Origin of the sequence: Fibrisoma montanum, assembly GCF_003583365.1 — a bacterium.
GTDB lineage: Bacteria > Bacteroidota > Bacteroidia > Cytophagales > Spirosomataceae > Fibrisoma > Fibrisoma montanum.
In genome coordinates, this window is record NZ_QXED01000001.1 from 950146 (window position 1) to 970566 (window position 20421).

12 protein-coding genes are annotated in these 20421 nt (G+C 53.2%); 6 read left to right on the forward strand and 6 right to left on the reverse strand.

Annotated features, from left to right (window positions below; genetic code table 11):
• Nucleotides 1–9: 9 nt before the first annotated feature.
• On the reverse strand, nucleotides 10–2295 hold the full coding sequence (locus DYU11_RS03960; protein WP_119666322.1) for a glycoside hydrolase family 88 protein: 2286 nt from the start codon (nucleotides 2293–2295) through the stop codon (nucleotides 10–12).
• Nucleotides 2296–2558: 263 nt separating this feature from the next.
• On the opposite strand from DYU11_RS03960, the gene DYU11_RS03965 reads away from it, so the two are divergent.
• Nucleotides 2559–3887, forward strand: a complete 1329-nt coding sequence (locus DYU11_RS03965; protein ID WP_119666323.1) for an esterase-like activity of phytase family protein — start codon at nucleotides 2559–2561, stop codon at nucleotides 3885–3887.
• Between the two features lie 14 nt (nucleotides 3888–3901).
• Here the strand turns inward: DYU11_RS03965 and DYU11_RS03970 are convergent, their stop codons facing one another.
• The 3 genes from DYU11_RS03970 to DYU11_RS03980 are packed head-to-tail and all read right to left on the reverse strand — an operon-like array spanning nucleotide 3902 to nucleotide 7979.
• Nucleotides 3902–5551: a DUF8832 domain-containing protein gene (locus tag DYU11_RS03970; protein ID WP_229365684.1), complete on the reverse strand. Its 1650-nt coding sequence runs from the start codon at nucleotides 5549–5551 to the stop codon at nucleotides 3902–3904.
• 13 nt (nucleotides 5552–5564) lie between these two features.
• Nucleotides 5565–6752, reverse strand: a complete 1188-nt coding sequence (locus tag DYU11_RS03975) for a hypothetical protein (protein ID WP_229365685.1) — start codon at nucleotides 6750–6752, stop codon at nucleotides 5565–5567.
• A gap of 54 nt (nucleotides 6753–6806) precedes the next feature.
• Nucleotides 6807–7979 (reverse strand): acyltransferase family protein, encoded by a 1173-nt coding sequence (locus tag DYU11_RS03980; RefSeq protein WP_119666324.1) that lies wholly within the window; start codon nucleotides 7977–7979, stop codon nucleotides 6807–6809.
• Nucleotides 7980–8907: 928 nt separating this feature from the next.
• Between DYU11_RS03980 and DYU11_RS03985 the strand changes: the two genes are divergently transcribed.
• Nucleotides 8908–9648 (forward strand): nuclear transport factor 2 family protein, encoded by a 741-nt coding sequence (locus tag DYU11_RS03985; protein WP_119666707.1) that lies wholly within the window; start codon nucleotides 8908–8910, stop codon nucleotides 9646–9648.
• A gap of 47 nt (nucleotides 9649–9695) precedes the next feature.
• Here DYU11_RS03985 and DYU11_RS03990 read toward each other — a convergent pair whose 3' ends face one another.
• On the reverse strand, nucleotides 9696–10475 hold the full coding sequence (locus tag DYU11_RS03990; RefSeq protein ID WP_119666325.1) for a MerR family transcriptional regulator: 780 nt from the start codon (nucleotides 10473–10475) through the stop codon (nucleotides 9696–9698).
• A 242-nt stretch (nucleotides 10476–10717) separates the two neighbouring features.
• Here DYU11_RS03990 and DYU11_RS03995 point away from each other — a divergent pair, with 242 nt between their 5' ends.
• A complete protein-coding gene (locus DYU11_RS03995) occupies nucleotides 10718–11353 on the forward strand; it encodes a gluconate 2-dehydrogenase subunit 3 family protein (protein ID WP_229365686.1) in 636 nt (211 codons plus the stop codon).
• Between the two features lie 107 nt (nucleotides 11354–11460).
• Nucleotides 11461–13185, forward strand: coding sequence for a GMC oxidoreductase (locus DYU11_RS04000; RefSeq protein ID WP_119666327.1), 1725 nt, complete (start codon nucleotides 11461–11463; stop codon nucleotides 13183–13185).
• 80 nt (nucleotides 13186–13265) lie between these two features.
• On the opposite strand, the gene DYU11_RS04005 is transcribed toward DYU11_RS04000, so the two are convergent.
• Entirely contained in the window at nucleotides 13266–16127 is a 2862-nt protein-coding gene (locus tag DYU11_RS04005) for a response regulator (protein ID WP_119666328.1), read from the reverse strand.
• Between the two features lie 324 nt (nucleotides 16128–16451).
• Between DYU11_RS04005 and DYU11_RS04010 the strand changes: the two genes are divergently transcribed.
• Nucleotides 16452–18791: a gluzincin family metallopeptidase gene (locus DYU11_RS04010; RefSeq protein ID WP_119666329.1), complete on the forward strand. Its 2340-nt coding sequence runs from the start codon at nucleotides 16452–16454 to the stop codon at nucleotides 18789–18791.
• Nucleotides 18792–18802: 11 nt separating this feature from the next.
• Nucleotides 18803–20413, forward strand: coding sequence for an MBL fold metallo-hydrolase (locus tag DYU11_RS04015; RefSeq protein ID WP_119666330.1), 1611 nt, complete (start codon nucleotides 18803–18805; stop codon nucleotides 20411–20413).
• Nucleotides 20414–20421: the final 8 nt, after the last annotated feature.

Sequence of the window (20421 nt, forward strand, 5' to 3'; positions counted from 1 at the left end):
TCTGGTTGATTAGGATTTCTTGGTTGAGCGTTTGCGCCGACCCGTTTGCCATTCGATGCGGTACCGCGTTCCACCCACGACTTCATAGTCAATGTAGGTTTGGGTTCGGTTTTTCTGTAGAATTTCGTGCGGTGTCTCCGAGTCGGTAAACACCCGAACATTAGGCAGGGACCCGTGGTTTGGAAAAATTCGTAACCGGCAGGCCAACTCAGGCACACCAGCGAGGTGCATAAAGTATTCGCCCGTATCAGGCCGGCTATCCCGAAAGCCGGATTCTATAACGGGGTACTCAACAAAGATCGTCAGCGGCATTCTTTCGTGGCGCTGGTAGGCATAGGCCGCGGCCACAAAAGCGCTCGCACTGCCGTATACCTCCTGGCCAACCTGTCCGGCCTGCTGCCAGCCGGTGCGCAGATCTTCGAGCGGAATCGTTAGCTGACGACGAATCTGACCTTCTTTGGACTGATCGGCCACGGCCTCGCCGGGGAGTTCATACGGGTAGTAGTACCGGCCCCGGTTGATCAGGTACTTCATGTATTCAGCCAGCATCAGACTAAGCGAAGGCGACGCGTCAGAACCCAAAAGGCGCAGGTAGTCGAGCGCAGTGGCAAACGACTCCCCTTCCTCGTAAGCCGCGATATAGCTGGCATCTTTCAGGCACGAAACCCCCATGAACGTATTGTAATTTTTGCCGAAGCCGAACGTACCGTTCCAGACCCACATCTTGGCGATGGTGTTGGCAATACAGAGCCGGCTCAGGTCGAAGTACAACCGGTTTCCGGTCGTTTTCCACAACTTGACCAGAGCCACTGCGCTCATAATGGTAATGTTCGTCTGATAGAGGAGGTTAAATCCACTGCCGACCAGCTTACCCGCCGATAGTTCCGCTTCGCGTAAATAGCGGTCGTCGTTCGTTAGTTCGAAGGCCTGCATCATTACGTAGGTGTACACCCCCGGCACATCCTGCTCACCTTTCTCGCCGGGTTTGGTTTCACTTTTCAAGATTTCCAGCGTTTTCACGTGGTAGAAAACCGGCCACTCATACTTGAATCGATGCGCAGCTTCAATGGCGAAATCGAGGGATTTCAAGAATATTTCCCTGGCTGTTTCGTCGCCCTGCAGCGCCAGGCGCCCCAGGTTCATCAGGATATGAAACAGATACCAGGAGTCCATTTTATTATGGTCTTCTTCCTCGCTCAAGTCCGACTTCCGAAATGGCCGGCCAGGCAACCACCGAACCACCGTTTTCAGATCGTCACGGTAAAAGGACGGTACGTTCTGGCGCAGTTGTTCGGCCAGTTTTGACGGACGCCCTTTCCACGCCTGGTAGGCCAGCATCGGCACCAGCACGCACAATTGCACCATGCTCTCGGGTGGTTTTTCCGAAGAGCCAACGTAGGCATTGAGGTAAAAGCGGTTGTTGATCCGCTGATAGCAGGCCGATGAGCGGCTCAGCGACCGGATGGTTTTGTCGGCCGCCTGAGGCCAGTCGTAATACGCTGTCGCCGGTTTGTCGAGCAGCCGGTACACGCGGGCAAATTCATCAATGAACCAGTCAGCTGTCTGGTAATCGTCTTTAGGTGTATCAGCACGTAACGTCAGAAACGCGTCCGAAATAACAACGTCCCGGTGTTTGGCCAGTGGCGTATCCGACGAGGGGAGCGACAAGCCCAGCTCCGGCCACTTCGCGCCGACTACGCTGCTCGGTTCGGTCCGGGTCTGTTCAAAAAAGTCGTTGAGCGCCGTTAGGTTCTGGAAGTAAAAAAGCGTTGGGCCTTTTGGTTTCAGGCACGACACATACGCCAGCCCCGATGTCGGGCCATTCTGCGTAATATGAACCACGCCCTCGGTTTTCAGCGGATCGTAGGTTTTGTCGAGCAGGTACACATCCCGCGGAAACGACTGCACCGTAAACGCGCTCGCTGGCCGAAGCGACGTCGTATAGCGGAGAAAAGGCCGGTCGTTGTCGAGCAGTTCGAGCCGTACGTGAAATTGGCCAAGCGCCCCGTTAATCCGAAAACCCAGCGCGCGGTCACCATCTTCCTGACTGGTGTAGTCATACAGCGCCTGAGGATCATAACAGGCCCGGATGGCCACCTTGCCACCGGTCGGAAAGCTGTATATAATCCAGAACGAAGTTGTATCGAGGCAGATTTCCAGGAGACCGGTCGAAAACTGAAGAGCAGCGACCGTCCGGTTCCTGTTCTGACCGAGCGAATTCTTCAGGCCCGATGCCCATTGTGAGATTACGTCTGGTTGAGCAGGTTCGTGCGAAGAAACAACACCTACGGACATACAAGTATCGATTGTATCATAAATTAAGCCATTCGGAATGAACCAGTTGCTTTACTCACCTGGCTCATATATGAAACAATAAAGAGTTTGTTATGGCCGTAGAATTAAGGCTACGGTACAGCAATTACGACGTAGCGGTCGGGCAACAGGCGAGCAGCGGAGCCCGGAAGCTTAACAATCGCTTCATACCAGCGAGCAATTCCTTCACAGTCAGGTAATATAGCAAGCCGAATTTTGCGCTTTTACCGCAACCTCTCCCTGCTATGTCAAAATCCTTTACTTCTCTGACCGCGCTCGTCAGCGTAACAACGGCTGTTGCCCTGCTGGCTGCAGGCTGTAATGACCACCGGTTTCCAACCCCTCCGGGCTATCCGGCCGTAACGGATGCCATTAATCCGGGTACGTTCCTGCCGACAATTCTGGCGAACGTGAACGGCGTGAACGTATTCAACGGCGGTTTTGGCTCAGCCATCGTGGGGGATCCGAATGATCCGGCCGTGTTCTACATGCTCACCGACCGGGGCCCTAATATTGATGGGCCTGTCGGCACAACGAACATCAAGATTTTTGCCCGGCCGGACTTCACTCCGCAGATCGGCAAGTTCCGGGTCGGTACAGACGGCAGGATGGTACTCGAGCAGATTATTGAATTGAAAAACAGCACCGGTGGTAAACTGAACGGTCTGCCCAACCCAGCCAATCAGGGCAGTACGGGCGAAACGGCCCTTGACCTGGCGAATAATACCATTACGCCGAGCGCGGATGGCATCGACTGCGAAGGCATGGCCCTGGCCCCGGACGGTACGTTCTGGCTCAGCGATGAGTACGGCCCGCACCTGGTTCATCTGGATGCCACGGGGCGGACTATCGAGCGCATAAGCCCGTTCAACAATGGCACCGGCGGACGACAGATTCCGGCCGTTTTTGCCACGCGTCGGGCTAACCGGGGCATGGAAGGCCTGACCATTACACCCGACGGCAAGACGCTCGTCGGCATCATGCAGTTTCCGCTGTACAACCCGTCGGCGGCTGCCATTTCCGGCTCACTGGTTACACGCATCCTGACGTTCGACATCGCAACGGGCGCTACCAAACAGTACGTCTACCTCATCGAACGGGCTAATCTGCAGGCTAACAGCGAAATCACCGCGATTACCAACACCACATTTCTGGTACTGGAGCGCGACGGGGAGTTCGGCAGCGAAGCCAACAAAAGCACGCTGTTCAAGCGGGTGTATAAAATTGACCTGACCGGAGCGACCGATATTTCTGACCCGGCCAACGGCGCAAACGGCAAATTGTACGGCGGCAAAACGGTCGAAGAACTGAAAACGCTGGCCAACCTGCAGGCCAACGGCATCGTGCCGGTCAGCAAGCAGCTGGTGCTTGACCTGGCAACGGACGTAACGCCGGTTTATCCACACGACAAAGCCGAAGGAATTGCGCTGATTGGTGCTCAGACGCTGGCCATCTGCAACGACGACGACTTTGGCATCCTCGGTACGGGTCAGTACACGCAAAAACTGCTCGCCAACGGTACGGTCGACAAGAACCGCGTGTATTTCATTACGTTGCGGCAACCGCTGAAGTAACGTTCTGAGTCTGTTTAATCGGCTTTGACAACCGTGTCGAAAGCACCGGTTAGCACCTGTCCATTTCGCTTAACCTGCACCCAAATCCGGTAGTTGCCAGGTTGCGGAAACTGATACGGAAACTCGACCATGTTTGAGTGAAGTCCACCACTGGCCGGATGGCTCATGCCCTGCATAGCCCCGGCCAGTTTTTTGTTTCGTTCAGCGTCTGGAAGCGCCTGCAAACTAACCAAGTACCGGTCGATACTATCCCGGAACTGCCGAGGGTCAGGATAGTAAAATGTACGGACGGTATCTTCAATTCGTTCAACCAAAGAGGCTTCGGCCGCCATTGAATACGTACCGACGGGATGGAGGTGCGTATATACAGGGCCATCGGTCTGCACAATAACTGCGTGACCGGTCATACCCAGATAGGGTTCCAGCGGAGCCGGGCGCCCGGCTTTATCGGCAACAGCAAATCGTAGTCGATACATTTGATTCGTTTCCAGTGTCTGACCAGGTTTATCCGTCCAGACCAGCGAACTTCCGTCGGCCAGAGGCACCCGTACAGCCGGTATACCACAAGGTGCCATACTCGCATCCAATCTGGGTAATTGACGAATCGCGTTGGCCGGCTGGCCGATCAGCCAGCTATCATCACTGGAAAACCGGGTCGATGAAGATGCTGACAACGAGGGAATTTGTACCGTATCTGTAAGTGTTTCGGCAAACCCATTGCGGTATACAATGTCGGCATACAAACGATACTGCCCACTGGGCAACACTGGTAAAGCGGCCCGGTAATTCAACGTATCGAGCCGGGTTGGATGCAGATGCGCGAACGCGCCCGCATCCGACAGCTTAACCAGAAAAACGTGCATCAGCTTCCCGTGGTCTGGCACCAGAAAACTCAACGGTCGCGACTGTTGCTTGATACTGGTTGAATCAATAGTAATTGTCAGTTGATTGCCCAACTCTGATGACCTAACCGACGGATGGATTTTAGGAGCCTTGTACAGGACAATATCGGAATAGAAGCGGGCCCGGCTGTTCCACCAGAAACGTCCTCCCGTTAACAAAATCAGTAATAGCACCGAGCTTAGCCCCATAGCCATCCATCGGGAGCGCTGCCAGGAAGTAGGTAGCTGCTGACCAACCTTCAACCGGGTTTGGGTTACGCAAATACCAACAATAGTGACCATCAAAACGAACAGAAACGTCCCGAGCAGCACCAGCGGTAGAGCGGTTATTGCTGGCATATCACGCTGAGCCGTAGCTATAGACATAACGGGAACCTCAATTTTGGCGGAGCCATCGGGGCCGCTTAGTTGCAATTCAACGCTGGTGGCCCCCAAACCCATCAGCCAGACAATTCCGTCAAAGCGGGTCAGCTGCTGGTCGGTCGGGCTCAACTCATCGTGAGTCGGCGACGCTTCGTCACCACTGTCGAAGTAAATTGGCCGTACTGTGCAGGTCCGTACGCGCCCTTGTTCTACCCATACCGAAACCTGGGCAGTACCGGGCACCACATCGGGAGGTGTAATGTGAATCAGAACCCGGTAAGGCCCCGCCGACCGCTGCATAACCACCCCTGGACTGCCTACGTGCGCCAGAGCCTGGAGCGTAATCAAACAGCTTGAGAAGAGGAAAATCAGAAATAAATGGAGTGTTGTTTTGCGCATTTTTCGGGTACGTTTACCGGTATATATTTCTCATCCAGGCACCGATCCATAGACCGGCCCGGGCCGACAAAAAAGCAGCGACAAGGGCGATTGCCCATCCACGTAGCAGTTGAGGCATGGTTTCGTGTAGTCCGGGATTGAATTGATACCGATACGGATAATCAGACGGAGCGTTGAATGGCCACGTATAACTCATGAAAAAGTAGTTTCGCGACCAGGGAGAAGTAAGCATAAACTCACTCATCGGCCACTGCACAACCGTAAACGTGATCAGAAAGAACAGGGCCACTAAACCAGCCAGCTTCCAGTCGTTCCAGCGTTTTGGATAACGCTGTATGGCCGTATCAAGCACCCAGGCTGGAATGACCAACAGGAACGGAAACTGGAACGGCTGATAATGAGTGACGTTATTTAACACCGGCCCCAATCTGGGCGTAGCCGGCAGAAACTGAAGTATCCAGCTAGGCACCAGTATAGTCAGCATGTAAATGGCAGCCAGCTTTGTAATCGGGTATGAGCTTGCCGAAGTGCGGCCAATTGCCATCATATAAATCGGCAGAAACAGACTGGCAAGTATGTAGTACTGGGATCTGTGCCCCTGCCCATCCATGAACTTTTCATAAAATAGGATGTAGATCATCGTCATCAGAAACCCTGCCGACACGATGAACAGGAGTTCCAGACGTTTTTGTACGACTTTGGTAACTGTCTTATTTTTAAGCTGGTTGCGTAGGGTCAGTACACTTACCAAAGCTCCAAACTGAAGCAACGTCATACCTATCAGACCCAGCGCATGGGGTGGGCTAAGAATTTGTACATCCAGGCCATAGGCGCTATGCCACCAATTATCGAAGGGAGCGGACGTTAATATCGCTACGGCCCCCCACACGCAGAATAAAGCACCGGTGGAGCCGTAGAACACCCCCCAGAAGCGGACCGATTGAATCCGATCCGGATGATCCGCTTTAAACGTTCGGGCAAGAATGGTATAACCAGCGAAGGAACCAGCGATGATGGCCCCAACGTACATCACGACGTGGGGCGGTGAAAACAGCCCGTCCCGACCTATACTCATGTGCCACATAATGTCCCAGACAATACTCCACACAATGAGGAGCGAGGACAGCACAACCGCATAGATCGTTGATGGAATACTGATTGCCGATAGTTTAGTTGCCGCTACCGGCTCTTGAGCTAACACAGAATTGATAGTAAGGTCGGTGTTCATTTTATTTCGTTTGTTTAACTGCTGGTTTTACGCCGACTGAGTTTGCAACGTAAGCCACTTCAGGCCGATGGGTGGGTACGTTCGGCCGTTCAGAAAACGGCCAATAAATGTACTGCGTACCAACAGTAGGTATGAGCCGAAGGTGAGCAGCAGAATACCGGTGAGGGTTACACCAAACTTTATAAAAACAGACACTTGCCAGTCGAGCAGTGCGTAGGGAATCCAGATTGCGAGCGGAAGATGCACCAGGTAAATCCAGTACGAGGCCTGAGCGAGTACTGTATTAAACGGAGTCGGGTTGTTATGACGAAGGCCAAGGCCAATCAACCCGGCAATGAACGTCCACATACAACTAGCCGACATGGCCATGGCTGTGGCAAAATACGCAGCTGGCGTTGGAAAGACCTGTGGATTAAACAAGACCAGCAAATAAGCGATCCCGAATATTAACCCCAAGCCTGTATTCAACCAGGGCCGCACCGTAAAGCGTTGTAGTAGATGTCTGCTGTGCTGTAACAGCCAGCCATACCCAAAAAATATACCGAACAACAGCAGCATCCGGGGCGATGGCTTGAAAGAAGCGGGCGTTTCAGTCCATGGTCCGTACATCTGCAATAGGGCCAGATAGGAAATGAAGCCCGGAATTAACAAATAGAACCGGCTGGTGGCTATCCGCTCGAATAGCGCCATACCTGCCTGTCTCCATTGTGCAGGTAGTTTGTTTACGACAAACAGTACCCCTGCGGCTACTATACACAGTAACCATAGGTAGTACATAAACCAAAGGTGAATCAGTCCCCAGTACACTTGTCCATTTAGCAAAGCCCGGATGGCTACTTCTCCTTGTTGAAGTGAGCCACTGGCTGCAACCCGGAACCCTACGTATGCAATCGGGAAGATCAGGATTAAAAAAACTACAAACGGCAGGAAGATCCGCTTGAACCGATTACTAATCATGTACCGTACTCCTTTCTGTTGTATTATCAGCGCGGTAAAAAATCCGGACAACACAAAGAATACCGGCATGCAAAACACATTGATTACAAGAAAAAGGTATTCGAAAAAGGGGTGGTTGTATTTGGCGTCATGAAAATTCCCCCAATTTTGGCTAGGTCTGTCAACGTAACTTGCCCCGGCATGGGCAATCAGAACCAGCATCATCATACTGACCCGCACGGAATCCAGGCCGTAATAACGCATTTTTCCAGAAGTAGACACAGTTAAGTAGTTAGTTACAAGGTGAGTACGCTTTTTTTAGGGTACTAAACAAACTTAGTATTAAAGCGATGCGAATAGTTAAATAATTAACTAAGCGGTTGCCACAAATCCCGAATACTATGAGTATAAACTGAAGTCAAACGAGCCAAAAATATTGTAAGTATTTATATTTATTTTAGCACTATTTATTCAAAAAAATCTTACTATCAACTTATTGATTTACAGAGATTTGTTTTAAAAAATTACACCAACTAAACACGTATAGTGAAGTCGTGTTTTTAACTAATACCAATTCACCATTTATGAGTATATACTGCTTAAAACAAATTTTAAATTTTTTTAAAAACTCATGAACATAGCTATGTTCATTAGATGTTAATACGAAAAGATTCTAATACAAAACAAATCCCAGTGAACACTGAAGCTTCAGTACCTTTCTGTTCGCTGAAAGCTGTTTACCAACTAATTACTGACGGCTCATCAGGCTTTCCGTTATGATTAAAAACGGCCTTCCCCAAACAACCTCTAAGGGTATAGACATTGGCGGCACAGGATAGTATCGATAAACCGATGTACAGAGATTTATAAATCGTAGATCATCGACTACCAGCCTTGCCTGCTAAAGAGATGATGATTCCTCGTAACGAAAAAGTCTTTACATTTACTCTGTTGACAATCCTCTCCAATACATACCGCAGCCGTTTTCTGAAAACGCCTTCCTCTCCGCGTAGGTAGGCTAATATCACCTCTTACGCTGCATTCCAGGCAGACTCACTCCGTCTGTCATCTTTCGCTTTCCAGATTTCAGGGCTTATAGCTGATACGGCGTCGCGAAAAACAGTTGCTGTCAACGACGCCCTGGCTAGTAGCGCCTGAAGGTTTCCAATCATCATTTCAGAAGAACCAAGCCATGCAACAGCAAGCGTTCAACAAATCAATTATCCGTGATTTCTACGTCCGGTCGATGGGACAGGGCGATATAGCTTTTGCCGAACACGTGTTGGCTGATGATTACATTCAACACAGTCCGGGTATGAAGCCGGGCAAAGCCGGTGTACTTGAAGCGCTTCAATACATGAAGCAGATGCCTAAGCCGGCCATAACCACTAAGCCGTTCATGCGCCTGATCGCCGACGGCGACTACGTAGTGACAAACCTCTGCTTCGACTGGGGAGGGCAGCGAAAAGCCGTTATTGACGTATTTCGGTTTGAAGAGGGTAAAGTGGCCGAGCATTGGGATGCCGTTGAGAATGAACCAGCAGCAACGGCCAACGGACACCTGATCATGGATGGACCAATGCCAGTTGAGGATGTCGCCCTTGCGACGGCGAACAAGAGAATGGTCAATACGTTCTTCGAACTTGTTTACGTTAACCGGCAACTTGGCGATCTTCCGCGGTTTGTGTCGCAGGATCTGATTCAGCATAACCCGGCAATCGCTAATGGCCTCGCGGGATTAGAAAACTACCTCCACGAGACGAACAATAACCATACTGTCGATCAGGTACATCGGATCATCGGCGAAGGCAATTTTGTAGTCGTGCAGGCGAGTGGGTGGTTCGAGCAGAAACCGACTACGTTCTACGACATTTTCCGTCTGAGTACCGGCAGAATCGTCGAACACTGGAGTCTTAAGCGCACAACAGCGTAGTTGTTCTAAGCAAAGCCGAACCCGTTGCACAACGGGTTCGGCCCCCACTATTGAGCAAGTTGCGTATCGGCGAAATACACCATCGCCCTATTCAGGAACGCGGCAAAAGCAGGGTCTTCGTGTCCGAGGTAGCTGGCTGTGTAGCGGAGATCATCCACGTACAGTTGCGCTAAGCCCTTGTAGGCTTCCGTTACGTTCCCCCCGCCGACGGAGTCCCCCCAAAACATCCGGATGTTGACATAATGGCGAGCAATTTGCGCCTGTACTGCCGGGCTGGTTGGGTCAGCGTCCCGCAAACGAACCAATGACTGAGCAATATCCGAAGCGTCGGCCTTCAGGGCGTCAAAATTAAGTTTACCCATCTGCCGCAGTTTGCTCTCCGATTCCTCGACTACCCGAGCGCCGTACTTGGCGACGGCTTCCTGTCGGTAGGCTTCCGCCCGCTCTCTGGGGAAGCCCGCATATAATTCTTCGTCTGTAAGCATACCTTCTTTTCCTTTAAGTTTTACCATCGTTTTATCGATCGTATCCAACAACACCGACAGCCTGTCCCGGCGGACCTCCAACGCCTGCCGATGGCTTTGCAACGCCGTCAGCAGGTTGAAATCAGGGGCATCCAGAATGGACTTTATTTCCGTAAGGGGAAAGTCCAGTTCTTTATAGAAGAGGATCTGCTGCAGCCGGATCAACTCGTCTTCGCCATAGAGTCGGTACCTGGCCTCGGTACGGACGGATGGCCTCAAAAGCCCCAACCGGTCGTAGTGGTGGAGCGTGCGCACGCTCACCCCCGCCAGTTTCGCCAGTTTCCTGACAGAATAGTGTTTCATACGTGGCTGTGGTTGTGGTCGACGCGGTAAAAGTAGCCTATGACGTAAGGGGAGAGTCAAGAGAAAATTTCACTTTTTTTCCAAAGCATAACCAACGGGTTGTGAAGGGCTTAGATACGGAGTGCCATGCTCTTTATAACCATTCTGAATTTATCTCTAAATCCTCCTATCCAATCCTTGATTTTTATACATTTGTATTTCCTTACATCGTTCTATCTGAAACGACTAACTCGCTCAATTCCATGAACAGAAGAGACGCCCTCATGCGGGTTGCCGCGCTGGTCGGCACTACGGTGTCGCTGCCTGCGTTGGCCGATACGCTCGAAGCGTCGGCCATCCGTCGGGCCACGACCGGTAAGCCGGTCTTTTTCACGGCCGACCAGGATGCAACCGTTGCCGAGCTGGCTGAAACAATCATACCGACCACAAAAACGCCGGGTGCCAAAGCAGCTAAGGTCAATGAGATCATTGATATTTTAGTGAAAGACTGCTACAAAGAAGCGGACCAGAAGCAGTTTCTGGAAGGCCTGGCGCAGACCAACAAATTGAGCCAGGACGCCTACGGCAAGGCATTCGTTCAGCTTGATCCGGCGCAGCGCATTGAGATTGTGAAGAAGCTGGAAGCCGATGCCAAGCAGCAACGCGCCGACATGGCCAAAGCCAGGGCGCAGAATGCCAGCGGTCAGCAGGATGTGCAGATGCCGAACGAGAAACGTAAAAGTGCAACGCCGTTCTTTACCATGATGAAGGACCTGACGCTGACTGGGTATTTCACCTCCGAAATCGGCTGCACACAGGCACTGGAGTACGTAGCCGTTCCGGGTCGGTACGAAGGCTGCGTGCCGCTGAAGCCCGGCCAGAAGGCGTGGGCAATTTAAGACAGTTTACTGTTTACAGTTTTCGGTTTTGCACTCCGAACGTACTACGCCAGTACGAAATCCCGGGGCGCCGGCCGCTGTAAACCGAAACAGAAAACCTGCTAACAATGAATCTCAATATTGACGCTAAACAAAATATGACCTACGACGCCATCGTCGTTGGGTCGGGTATTTCAGGGGGTTGGGCCGCAAAGGAACTGACTCAAAAAGGCCTGAAAGTACTGATGCTGGAGCGGGGCCGCGACATCAAGCACATTGAAGGCTACGAAACAGCGACTAAAAATCCGTGGGATTTCCCCCACCGGGGCCGCGTTACGACGCTGGCTGCCGAGGAGTACTGGGCCAACATGCGTACCGGCTACACAGCCAACGAAGAATGGCGCCATCACTTCGAGAACGATAAAGAAAACCCGTACCTCGAAAAGCCAGGTCGTCAGGTAGACTGGATTCGGGGCTACCACGTGGGTGGCCGGTCGCTGATGTGGGGACGGCAGAGCTACCGCTTGAACAAAGAGGACTTTCTGGCGAATGCGAAGGAAGGCATCGGCGTTGACTGGCCGATCCGCTACGAAGACCTCGCCCCCTGGTACACCTACGTAGAAGGCTTCGCCGGTATTTCGGGAGCAAAAGACGGGCTGGACGTACTGCCCGATGGCAATTTCCTGCCGCCGATGCAGATGAACTGCGTGGAGAAGGAAGTAAAGAAGCGGGTGGAAAAGGCGTTTGCCGGTCGCCATATCATCATGGGTCGTACGGCGCACCTGACAGAGCCGAAACAGTTCCACTACGAACTCGGTCGGGCGGCCTGCCAGTTCCGGAACCAGTGTATGCGCGGTTGTCCGTACGGTGCCTACTTCAGCACCCAGGCGGCTACGCTGCCGGCGGCTATGAAGACCGGTAAACTGACGCTACGCCCTGATTCAATCGTATCGGAGATCCTTTACGATGAGCAGAAAGGGAAGGCAACCGGCGTTCGGGTCATTGATCAGAACACCAAGCAGGTACGTGAGTATTACGCCCGTATCATCTTCCTGAATGCCTCGGCCTTTGCCAGCACGGCCATTCTGATGAATTCGAAGTCGAAGCGTTTCCCGAACGGTATGGGTAACGATTCAGACCAGCTCGGCCGTAACATCATGGACCACCACCTGGCCGTTGGTGCTTCCGGTACGTACGAAGGTTTGGAAGATCAGTATTACTACGGTCGCCGGGCCAATGGTATTTATATCCCGCGCTACCGCAACTGGGGTAATGACAAGCGCGACTACGTGCGTGGCTTCGGCTACCAGGGTGGTGCAGGCCGGGCCGGCTGGAACCGCGGTAACGGGGTTGAAGGCTTCGGTGCCGACTTTAAGGAGAGCCTGACTACCCCCGGTCAGTGGACGATGAGCATTGGTGGTTTCGGCGAGATGATTGCCGATCCGAACAACCGCATGACCCTGTCGCCGGATCAGAAAGACAAGTGGGGCCTGCCGCTGATCGTGTTCGATGCTGCTTACGGCGAGAACGAGAAGAAGATGCGGAAGGATATGATGAACGACGCAGCCGAAATGCTCGAAGCCGCCGGTTGCAAGAACGTAACGCCATACAACGACGAATCGAAGCACCCCGGTATCGGTATCCACGAAATGGGAACGGCCCGCATGGGTCGCGACCCGAAAACATCGATACTGAATGCGCACAACCAGATTCATACCGTGAAGAACGTCTTCAACACCGACGGTGCCTGCATGACGTCCGCTTCATGCGTGAACCCGTCGCTGACGTACATGGCCCTGACGGCCCGTGCCGCCGATTTCGCCGTGAAGGAAATGAAGAAAGGCAATCTGTAAGCAGTAGTGCTTAGATACGAAGCAGCCGGCCCCAGGGCCGGCTGCTTTTATTTTTGTGATAATCCTGATCTGAAGCGCGTTTAGGCAGATGGCAGTTTCTGCACCGCCGACAGCATGACCGATTCAATGCGGGGTAGTTCGGCTTCGAGCGTCAGCGTGTAGGTCTGCACCCGTGCGACAATTAAGGTCGGGGCCGCTTTTGCGCCAATCAGCGCTTCGATCTCTTCCAGCTGCAGACTAGCCTTGTCTAAGCCCAGCATCTTTATGGACGCTTTCTGGCTGTGTAGTACCTGACTAATGACATTCAGTTCATTTACGGCCATCACCTGACGTATCTGCTGCAGTTGCTCGATGGTCTGACTTAGAAACAACTCCAGCAGTTGAGTTGCCAGAAACAAATCGCCTTCGACTACCTTCAGCAGGGGTTCCATCGTAAAACTGGCCGCATCGGCTACCGGGATGCGTTCCGGCTCAGCAACCACCTCCAGCTCCGGTCCGCTGGGCACGTACTTACGAATGAGTTGCTGGAGATCGTTGGGCAGAAAGGGTTTCGACAAAAAGTCGTTCATGCCGGCCTGAAGGCACTGTTCCCGTTCACTTGCCAGGGCATGGGCAGTCATCGCGATGATCGGCGTTTTCTTTCGCAGCGTAGTACGGATGTGGCGTGTTGTGGTGTAGCCGTCCATCACCGGCATCTGAATGTCCATCAGAATTAAATCGAACGTACTGCGCTGAAGCCATTCAAGGGCCTGTTCCCCATTTTCGGCAACCTGGGCCGAATGACCCAGGCGGCTTAGTACACTCAGCGCCAGTTTCTGATTCATGGGATTATCTTCCACAACCAGTATCCGTAAGGTCTGCCCGGTCGATTTCCAGCTTGCTAGGCTTTTTGTAGCCGCCTGGTCGCTCTCGCCTTTACCGATTTCATACGGAATTTCAAGGGTGAAACAAGAGCCTTCACCCGGTACGCTGGACACCCGAATCCAGCCACCCTGTAGTTCGACCAGCGATTTAACAATGCTCAGACCGAGGCCCGTACCGCCGTAGAACCGGGTGGTTGAATCGCTGGCCTGCCGGAAACGTTCGAAGATATAAGGCAACACCCCGGGGTCGATGCCAATACCGGTATCCTGCACCACGAACCGAACCCGTACAAACCCATTCGATACGTCCCGTTGGTCGATGCGCAGGCTTACGCGCCCCTGTTTGGTAAACTTAATGGCATTACTCAGCAGGTTGAGCAGAATCTGAGTAAGGCGGGTAGGGTCGCCCAGCAGCACCGGCGGCAGGGTTGGGTCCACATCGACAACCAGTTGTAAATCCTTATCGACGGCCGTCGGCAGCAGCATGGTTCGGATCGAATCACTGAGCGACTGGATGCTGAAGGGAATGATTTCTAATGGAAGCTTACCGGCCTCAATCTTGGCGATGTCGAGGATGTCGTTAACGATTGTCAGCAGGTTTTTGCCGGCGGTATGAATGTAACGAACAAATTCCTGCTGCTGTCCGGTTAACGCGGCCGTATCGAGCAGGTTCGAGAAACCAATGATCGCATTGAGCGGGGTCCGGATCTCGTGGCTCATGTTGGCCAGAAACTGTTTCTCCGTATGGCGGGCTTCGCTGAGCGCAAAAGCAAAACGGTAGGCCAACACGAGCGATTGAAGAAAGAAAAAACCCAAATACCCTATGAACAATATCGCTTTTGCCGGCATCGCTACCCCGAAGTACTGCAGGATGATCAGGCCAAAAACGACCATCAACAAAGCCGTACTCATCTGCGAATAGCGCGCTCCGGGCCGGTGACGTTTGGCCGCCAGCCAGTATACGTAAAACGCATACCCGATGTAGCTGACCATGAGCGCCAGAAACAGATTCATGAATTTGGTGAACAGAACCGTTGGCAGTAGTAGCACGGTGCCGGCAAACCCAACGCACAGCCAGGTCATCACGGCACTGATCTTGCGGTTCGTATCCTGTGGATAGAGTGTGTGCGTATAAACTACGAAGATGGCCACGCCCAGGTATAGAGACAGATACTCGAACCGGACCGTCAGTTGCCATGATAGATCGGGCAGGATCGTATGCAGTACGTAAGGATGGGTGCCGACGATCCGATAGCAATAGATCAGGCAGAACAGGCCATAATAGAGTATGGCCCGATCAGTACGGCTGAAGCCAAACAGACCCAGAAAAAACAGCCCACTCATGAACAGACAGCCCGTCAGAAACAGATCGAGGGCGTGATCCATTGTCAGCACGGCCGCAAGCCGCGTTCGCTCGCCCAGCCGCATCGCCTGAGCCGTTCCGCCCTTCGCGTGGTGGAAATTAGCCAGCTGCATAAGTAGCTGAAGCGTATCGCCCGTAGCGGGCAGTTCGACCAGCTGGGTTGACCAGTGAGGCTGGGTTTCGGCCAGCGTAGTGGCGGGGGTGCCATCCTGCGCGAACACTTTACCATTCACAAAAAGCCGGTAGGTCGAGTATTGATCCGGCACTTCCAGCGCCAGCCCAACCGAATGAGCCGGCAACAGGACGGTTAGCGAGTAGGTCGCATAACCCTGGGCCGAGATAGGCTGCCGCTGCCAGGTGGCTGCGTTCCACAGTTGCGGAAACCGAATAAACTCAAATCCGGCATCAGGTTGTTCAGGCTTGCGCAATTGGTGCCAGTACCACCTCCACTCGCCATCCAACGCCACTACGTTCTTCGACAAATCTGTGTTGCGCAGATCCAGTACGCCCCGTACGGCCGTCGGTTGGCTGGCATACCCCTGAAGGAAACAGCAACAAAGCAGAACAAACAGCAGGCTCCTCGATTTACAGGCATTCCGAACGGTACCGGGTCTATCAAACCAGGGGCGGCCGAACGCATTGCCTGTTCGGCGCTCCGGCGAAAACGGCCCTGTCTGCAAGCCTGAAATGCTCTTGTTACGGTGGTTACAATACATGAGTAAAATCTGTATTGTTGTAAAGACTGACCGCAAGTTATAAGTAACTTAAAAAAGAAACAACTTATATATTTGTTTACGTAAATTCATAATTATAAATCAATACAAAATACGGCAAGTAGTCAGTTTGACGACTTAAATCAATTGCCTATGTATTCAACACCAGGTGTATATTCTAATCAGGCTTCATAACTTACTTGAATTAATAAACTCATACGGATTAGCTACCGATCAATCAATCACTGTTACGTTTACTCAAGATAGACGTTTCGATAAGCTATAAATTATTACAAAGCGTATAAATTTACTCCAATACGTACGCTCATGAAACCGCAGCCGGTTGGTCACTCGCACAACATCATGGATTCATCCCTGCAGCCGGTATTCCGGCGTCTGCGGGGGTATGCCTTTGATCCCAGTTTTGCCGTTCAGCTCAATTCGGTAGGTATCAACACGCTGGTTTATCCGGTACGTTGGGAAAGCGACCTGAAGCCCGGGCCAATCGGCGAATACGTTGAGGTAATCGATGTGGACCCGGCCAGTGGCGCTTTCTATCCTCCTCTCGACCTGAACGACCCGATTCTGCTGGCGCAGGATGGACTGCCGCCCTCCGAAGGGAATCCGCAGTTCCATCAGCAGATGGTGTACGCCGTGGCGATGACGACTATTCAGAACTTCGAGAAAGCGCTGGGCCGCCCCGTACTCTGGTCGTCGCGGGAAGGGCCGGTCGATGCCGACGGCTGGCCAACCGAAACCTATGTTCAGCGGTTGCGGCTGTATCCGCATGCCCTGCGCGACGCCAACGCCTACTACAGCCCTTCTCGTAAGGCGGTCTTGTTCGGGTATTTTCCGGCCCGCCCCAGCGACGTAACGGCCCTGATGCCCGGCAGTCTGGTATTTACGTGTCTGTCGCACGACATCATTACGCATGAGGTCACCCACGCCCTGATCGACGGCATTCACAAAGGCTACATCGTACCGCTGCACCGGGATACGCTGGCCATCCACGAAGCATTTTCGGATCTGGTCGCCCTGTTTCAGCATTTTACGTTTACCGACCTGATCGAAAACCAGATCGCCCGGACGCGGGGTGATCTCCGAAGCGACAACTGGCTGGCTCAACTGGCGCAGCAGATGGGTCTGGCGGTGGGTAATCATGGATCCCTGCGCAACGCCATCGGCAACGCCGACAACGAGAAAAAAGAATGGCGCCCCGTCACACCCAATCCGAAACTTTACGAGGAAGAGACCGAACCCCACGCTCGTGGCAGTATTCTGGTTGCGGCCGTATTTGACGCATTCCTGAATATTTATCGCAAACGTACTGCCGATCTGTACCGCATCGCTACCAACGGCACGGGGGTTATGCCGGCCGGCGATCTGCACCCCGATCTGGTACGTCGACTGGCCAGCGAAGCCTCCCGAACGGCCAAACAGTTTCTGACGATCTGTATCCGGGCGCTGGACTATTGCCCCCCGGTGGGTAGTACGTTCGGCGACTTCCTGCGGGGTGTCATAACGGCCGATGTCGACCTCGTTCCCAACGATCCGATGGGCTACCGGGTAGCGTTTGTCGAGTCATTCAAGCGGTGGGGCATTTATCCGACCGGTATCCGCACGCTGTCGGTCGAGAATCTGACGCACTCCTGCTTCCAGGAAAGTGATTTACTGCCCATGAACAGCCTGGCGCCTGCTGCCCTCAACAGCAAAAGCCTGGAAGCATCGGAGCCGGAACGATTCAAACGACGGGTCGACGATCTTCTTAATGAAATCTATTACCTGCCCGCCGAATGGCTGCGCTTGCAGCCCAAAACCGACATGACGCCGGAGCAGGCCCTGCCCCACACCTGGCATGTCTGGCTGGATACCATTCGGCCGTTGTACGCTCAGCTCATTCAGCCGATCACCACAGCGGAGCAGCAGCCCGCGATGCTCAATCCAAAACGAATGCGAACATCAGGGCATGATTCGCTGGCTACGATTAAATACCTGGTTCGAAAATACTTCGACGACACGGCGCTCATGCTTCAGAACCGCGAGGCCCTGTTTAACCTGACGACCGACTATAAACGCCGGATTGAACAGGCCATTCGGGAATTTGACGGCGACTCGCTGAAACGATTCCAGGGTTTAATGGGCCTTCTGCTGAATCCGGCGGACCTGAAAATCTGCAATGACCTCAGTATGACGTTGCTCAACAACGCACTCTTGGCCGAACTGAACCGACTCGGGATGCCCGAACGGATGAAAGAAATTATGGTTGAGTGGGTGTCAATCGACGAACTGGACGGTTGCCCGAACTACGGGGTCTATACGCTTAGCCGGGCCCAGCGCATAGGGCCGGAAATGAACGTTATCAACCAGGTCGTCATGACCATCATGCAGACCTGCCAGATCAAGCTGGCTGGTTATGATGAGCCGTATGGATTCAAAGGTGGCTGTACCATTGTCCTGAACATCGATCAGCGCACAACCCGTTTTATTCGAAAGGACATGATCCGGTTGCAGAACAACCGGCACGTCATCAGCGCGGAGCGGGCAGCGGCCGAAATTGTGCGCCTGTACTGCTACGTACCATCAGAAACGGAATCGCCGTTTGCGCCCCGGCTCGTTGGGCCGCATCAGGCGACGGAAGCATTTGCCATTCTCCACCAGGGCCATTAATCCTCAACCGCATGCTCAACGACGTTACCATCCGCATGTACTGCACTGGCTTCGGCGACTGCTTTTTGCTGACGTTCCGGCACCCCGACAAAACGACCCGGATGCTCATCGATTTTGGGGTTCGGGGCGGGCAGGCCGAACACATGCAGGCCATTGCCCGCCACCTGCACGAAGACGGTCTCGACAGGCAACCCCTCGATTACCTCGTCATTACGCATGAGCACGAAGATCACATTTCGGGCTTCCGCCAGGCCAAAGACATTATTGACCAGCTCAGCATCCGGGAACTGTGGCTGGGCTGGACCGAGCGCCCCGACTATGACCCGGCTAAAGACTGGCGTCAGTACAAAGACCAAACCCGGGCTACACTGCAGGCTGCCTTTCAGTTATTGCCCCCGGAACAACGGGAGGAACTCGGTCTGAACAGTCAGGGGACCCGCAACCTGCTGAGCGAGTTGTTTCGCTTTGAGCGGGACGTAGACGCAACCGACGAACCCGATCAAAGGAAGCATCATGCCAATCCGATTTATGATCGGCTCATTGGCCAGGCTGAGAAGACCCGCTACTTCATGCCGGGCGAATTCTGCAGCGACATTCCCGGCGTCCGGATTTATGTGCTGGGCCCACCGCCCATCGAATACATTCGACGCGGAGAGAGCCATGTCCACGGCGAATTGTACATAGGTGCCGATTATATAGCCGACACCTATTCATTCGGTCGGGCGTTTGACTCCGCCACAACCTTTGCGGAATACGTATCGAAAGCGCCGTTTGACCAGGAATACATTGTCCCGGTTCGGCTGGAGCCGGGCTCGGACTACCAGCGTTTGTCGCCTAAGTTGTTCAACGGCAACAGCAACAGCTACGAGAGGTCGCTGCTCGAACGCCGGTTCCAGCAGATGAAAGGCGGTGGACGCGACAGTAGCGTACTGCATCAATATTTCGACGACGAAAATGACTGGCGACGCATCGATACTGACTGGCGTAACTCGGCCGAGAGTCTGGCGCTGAAACTAAACCAGTATACCAACAACACGAGTCTGGTACTTGCCATTGAACTGATTGAGACTGGCGAGGTGCTGTTCTTTCCCGGCGATGCGCAATACGGTGTCTGGTCGGCCTGGGACGATGATTTTACGAACGCCAGCAATAATCCTCAGTATAAACGTCAGTTTGTATGGCGGGTACCGGGAAACAAGAAAGGGAAAAAACGTACGGTAACGCCGGAGACCTTGTTGGAAAAGACGGTCTTCTATAAGGTAGGGCACCACGGCAGTCACAACGCCACACCGAAACGAACGGGGCTGCAGAAGATGACCAGTCCGAAGCTTTGCGCCCTGATCCCGGTCGACGCACAGACTGCCCGGCGGTATCGCTGGAATGACATTCCGTACCAGAATCTGTTGGATGCGTTTGCCAACATTCCTACCGATTCGCGTCGTCAGGCACCGGTTCGGTTCCTGCGGGCCGATGACCTCACCCTGCCCCAGAACTGGCCGGAGGAAGACGAGCTCATCAAGTCGAAACTAAAAGTCAGCCTCCAGGTCGACGTACCGGTCGACGATCGAACCATCAACTACGTTGACCTGACGATCACACCACCCCGAGACGCATCTGCCTAAACCACCCT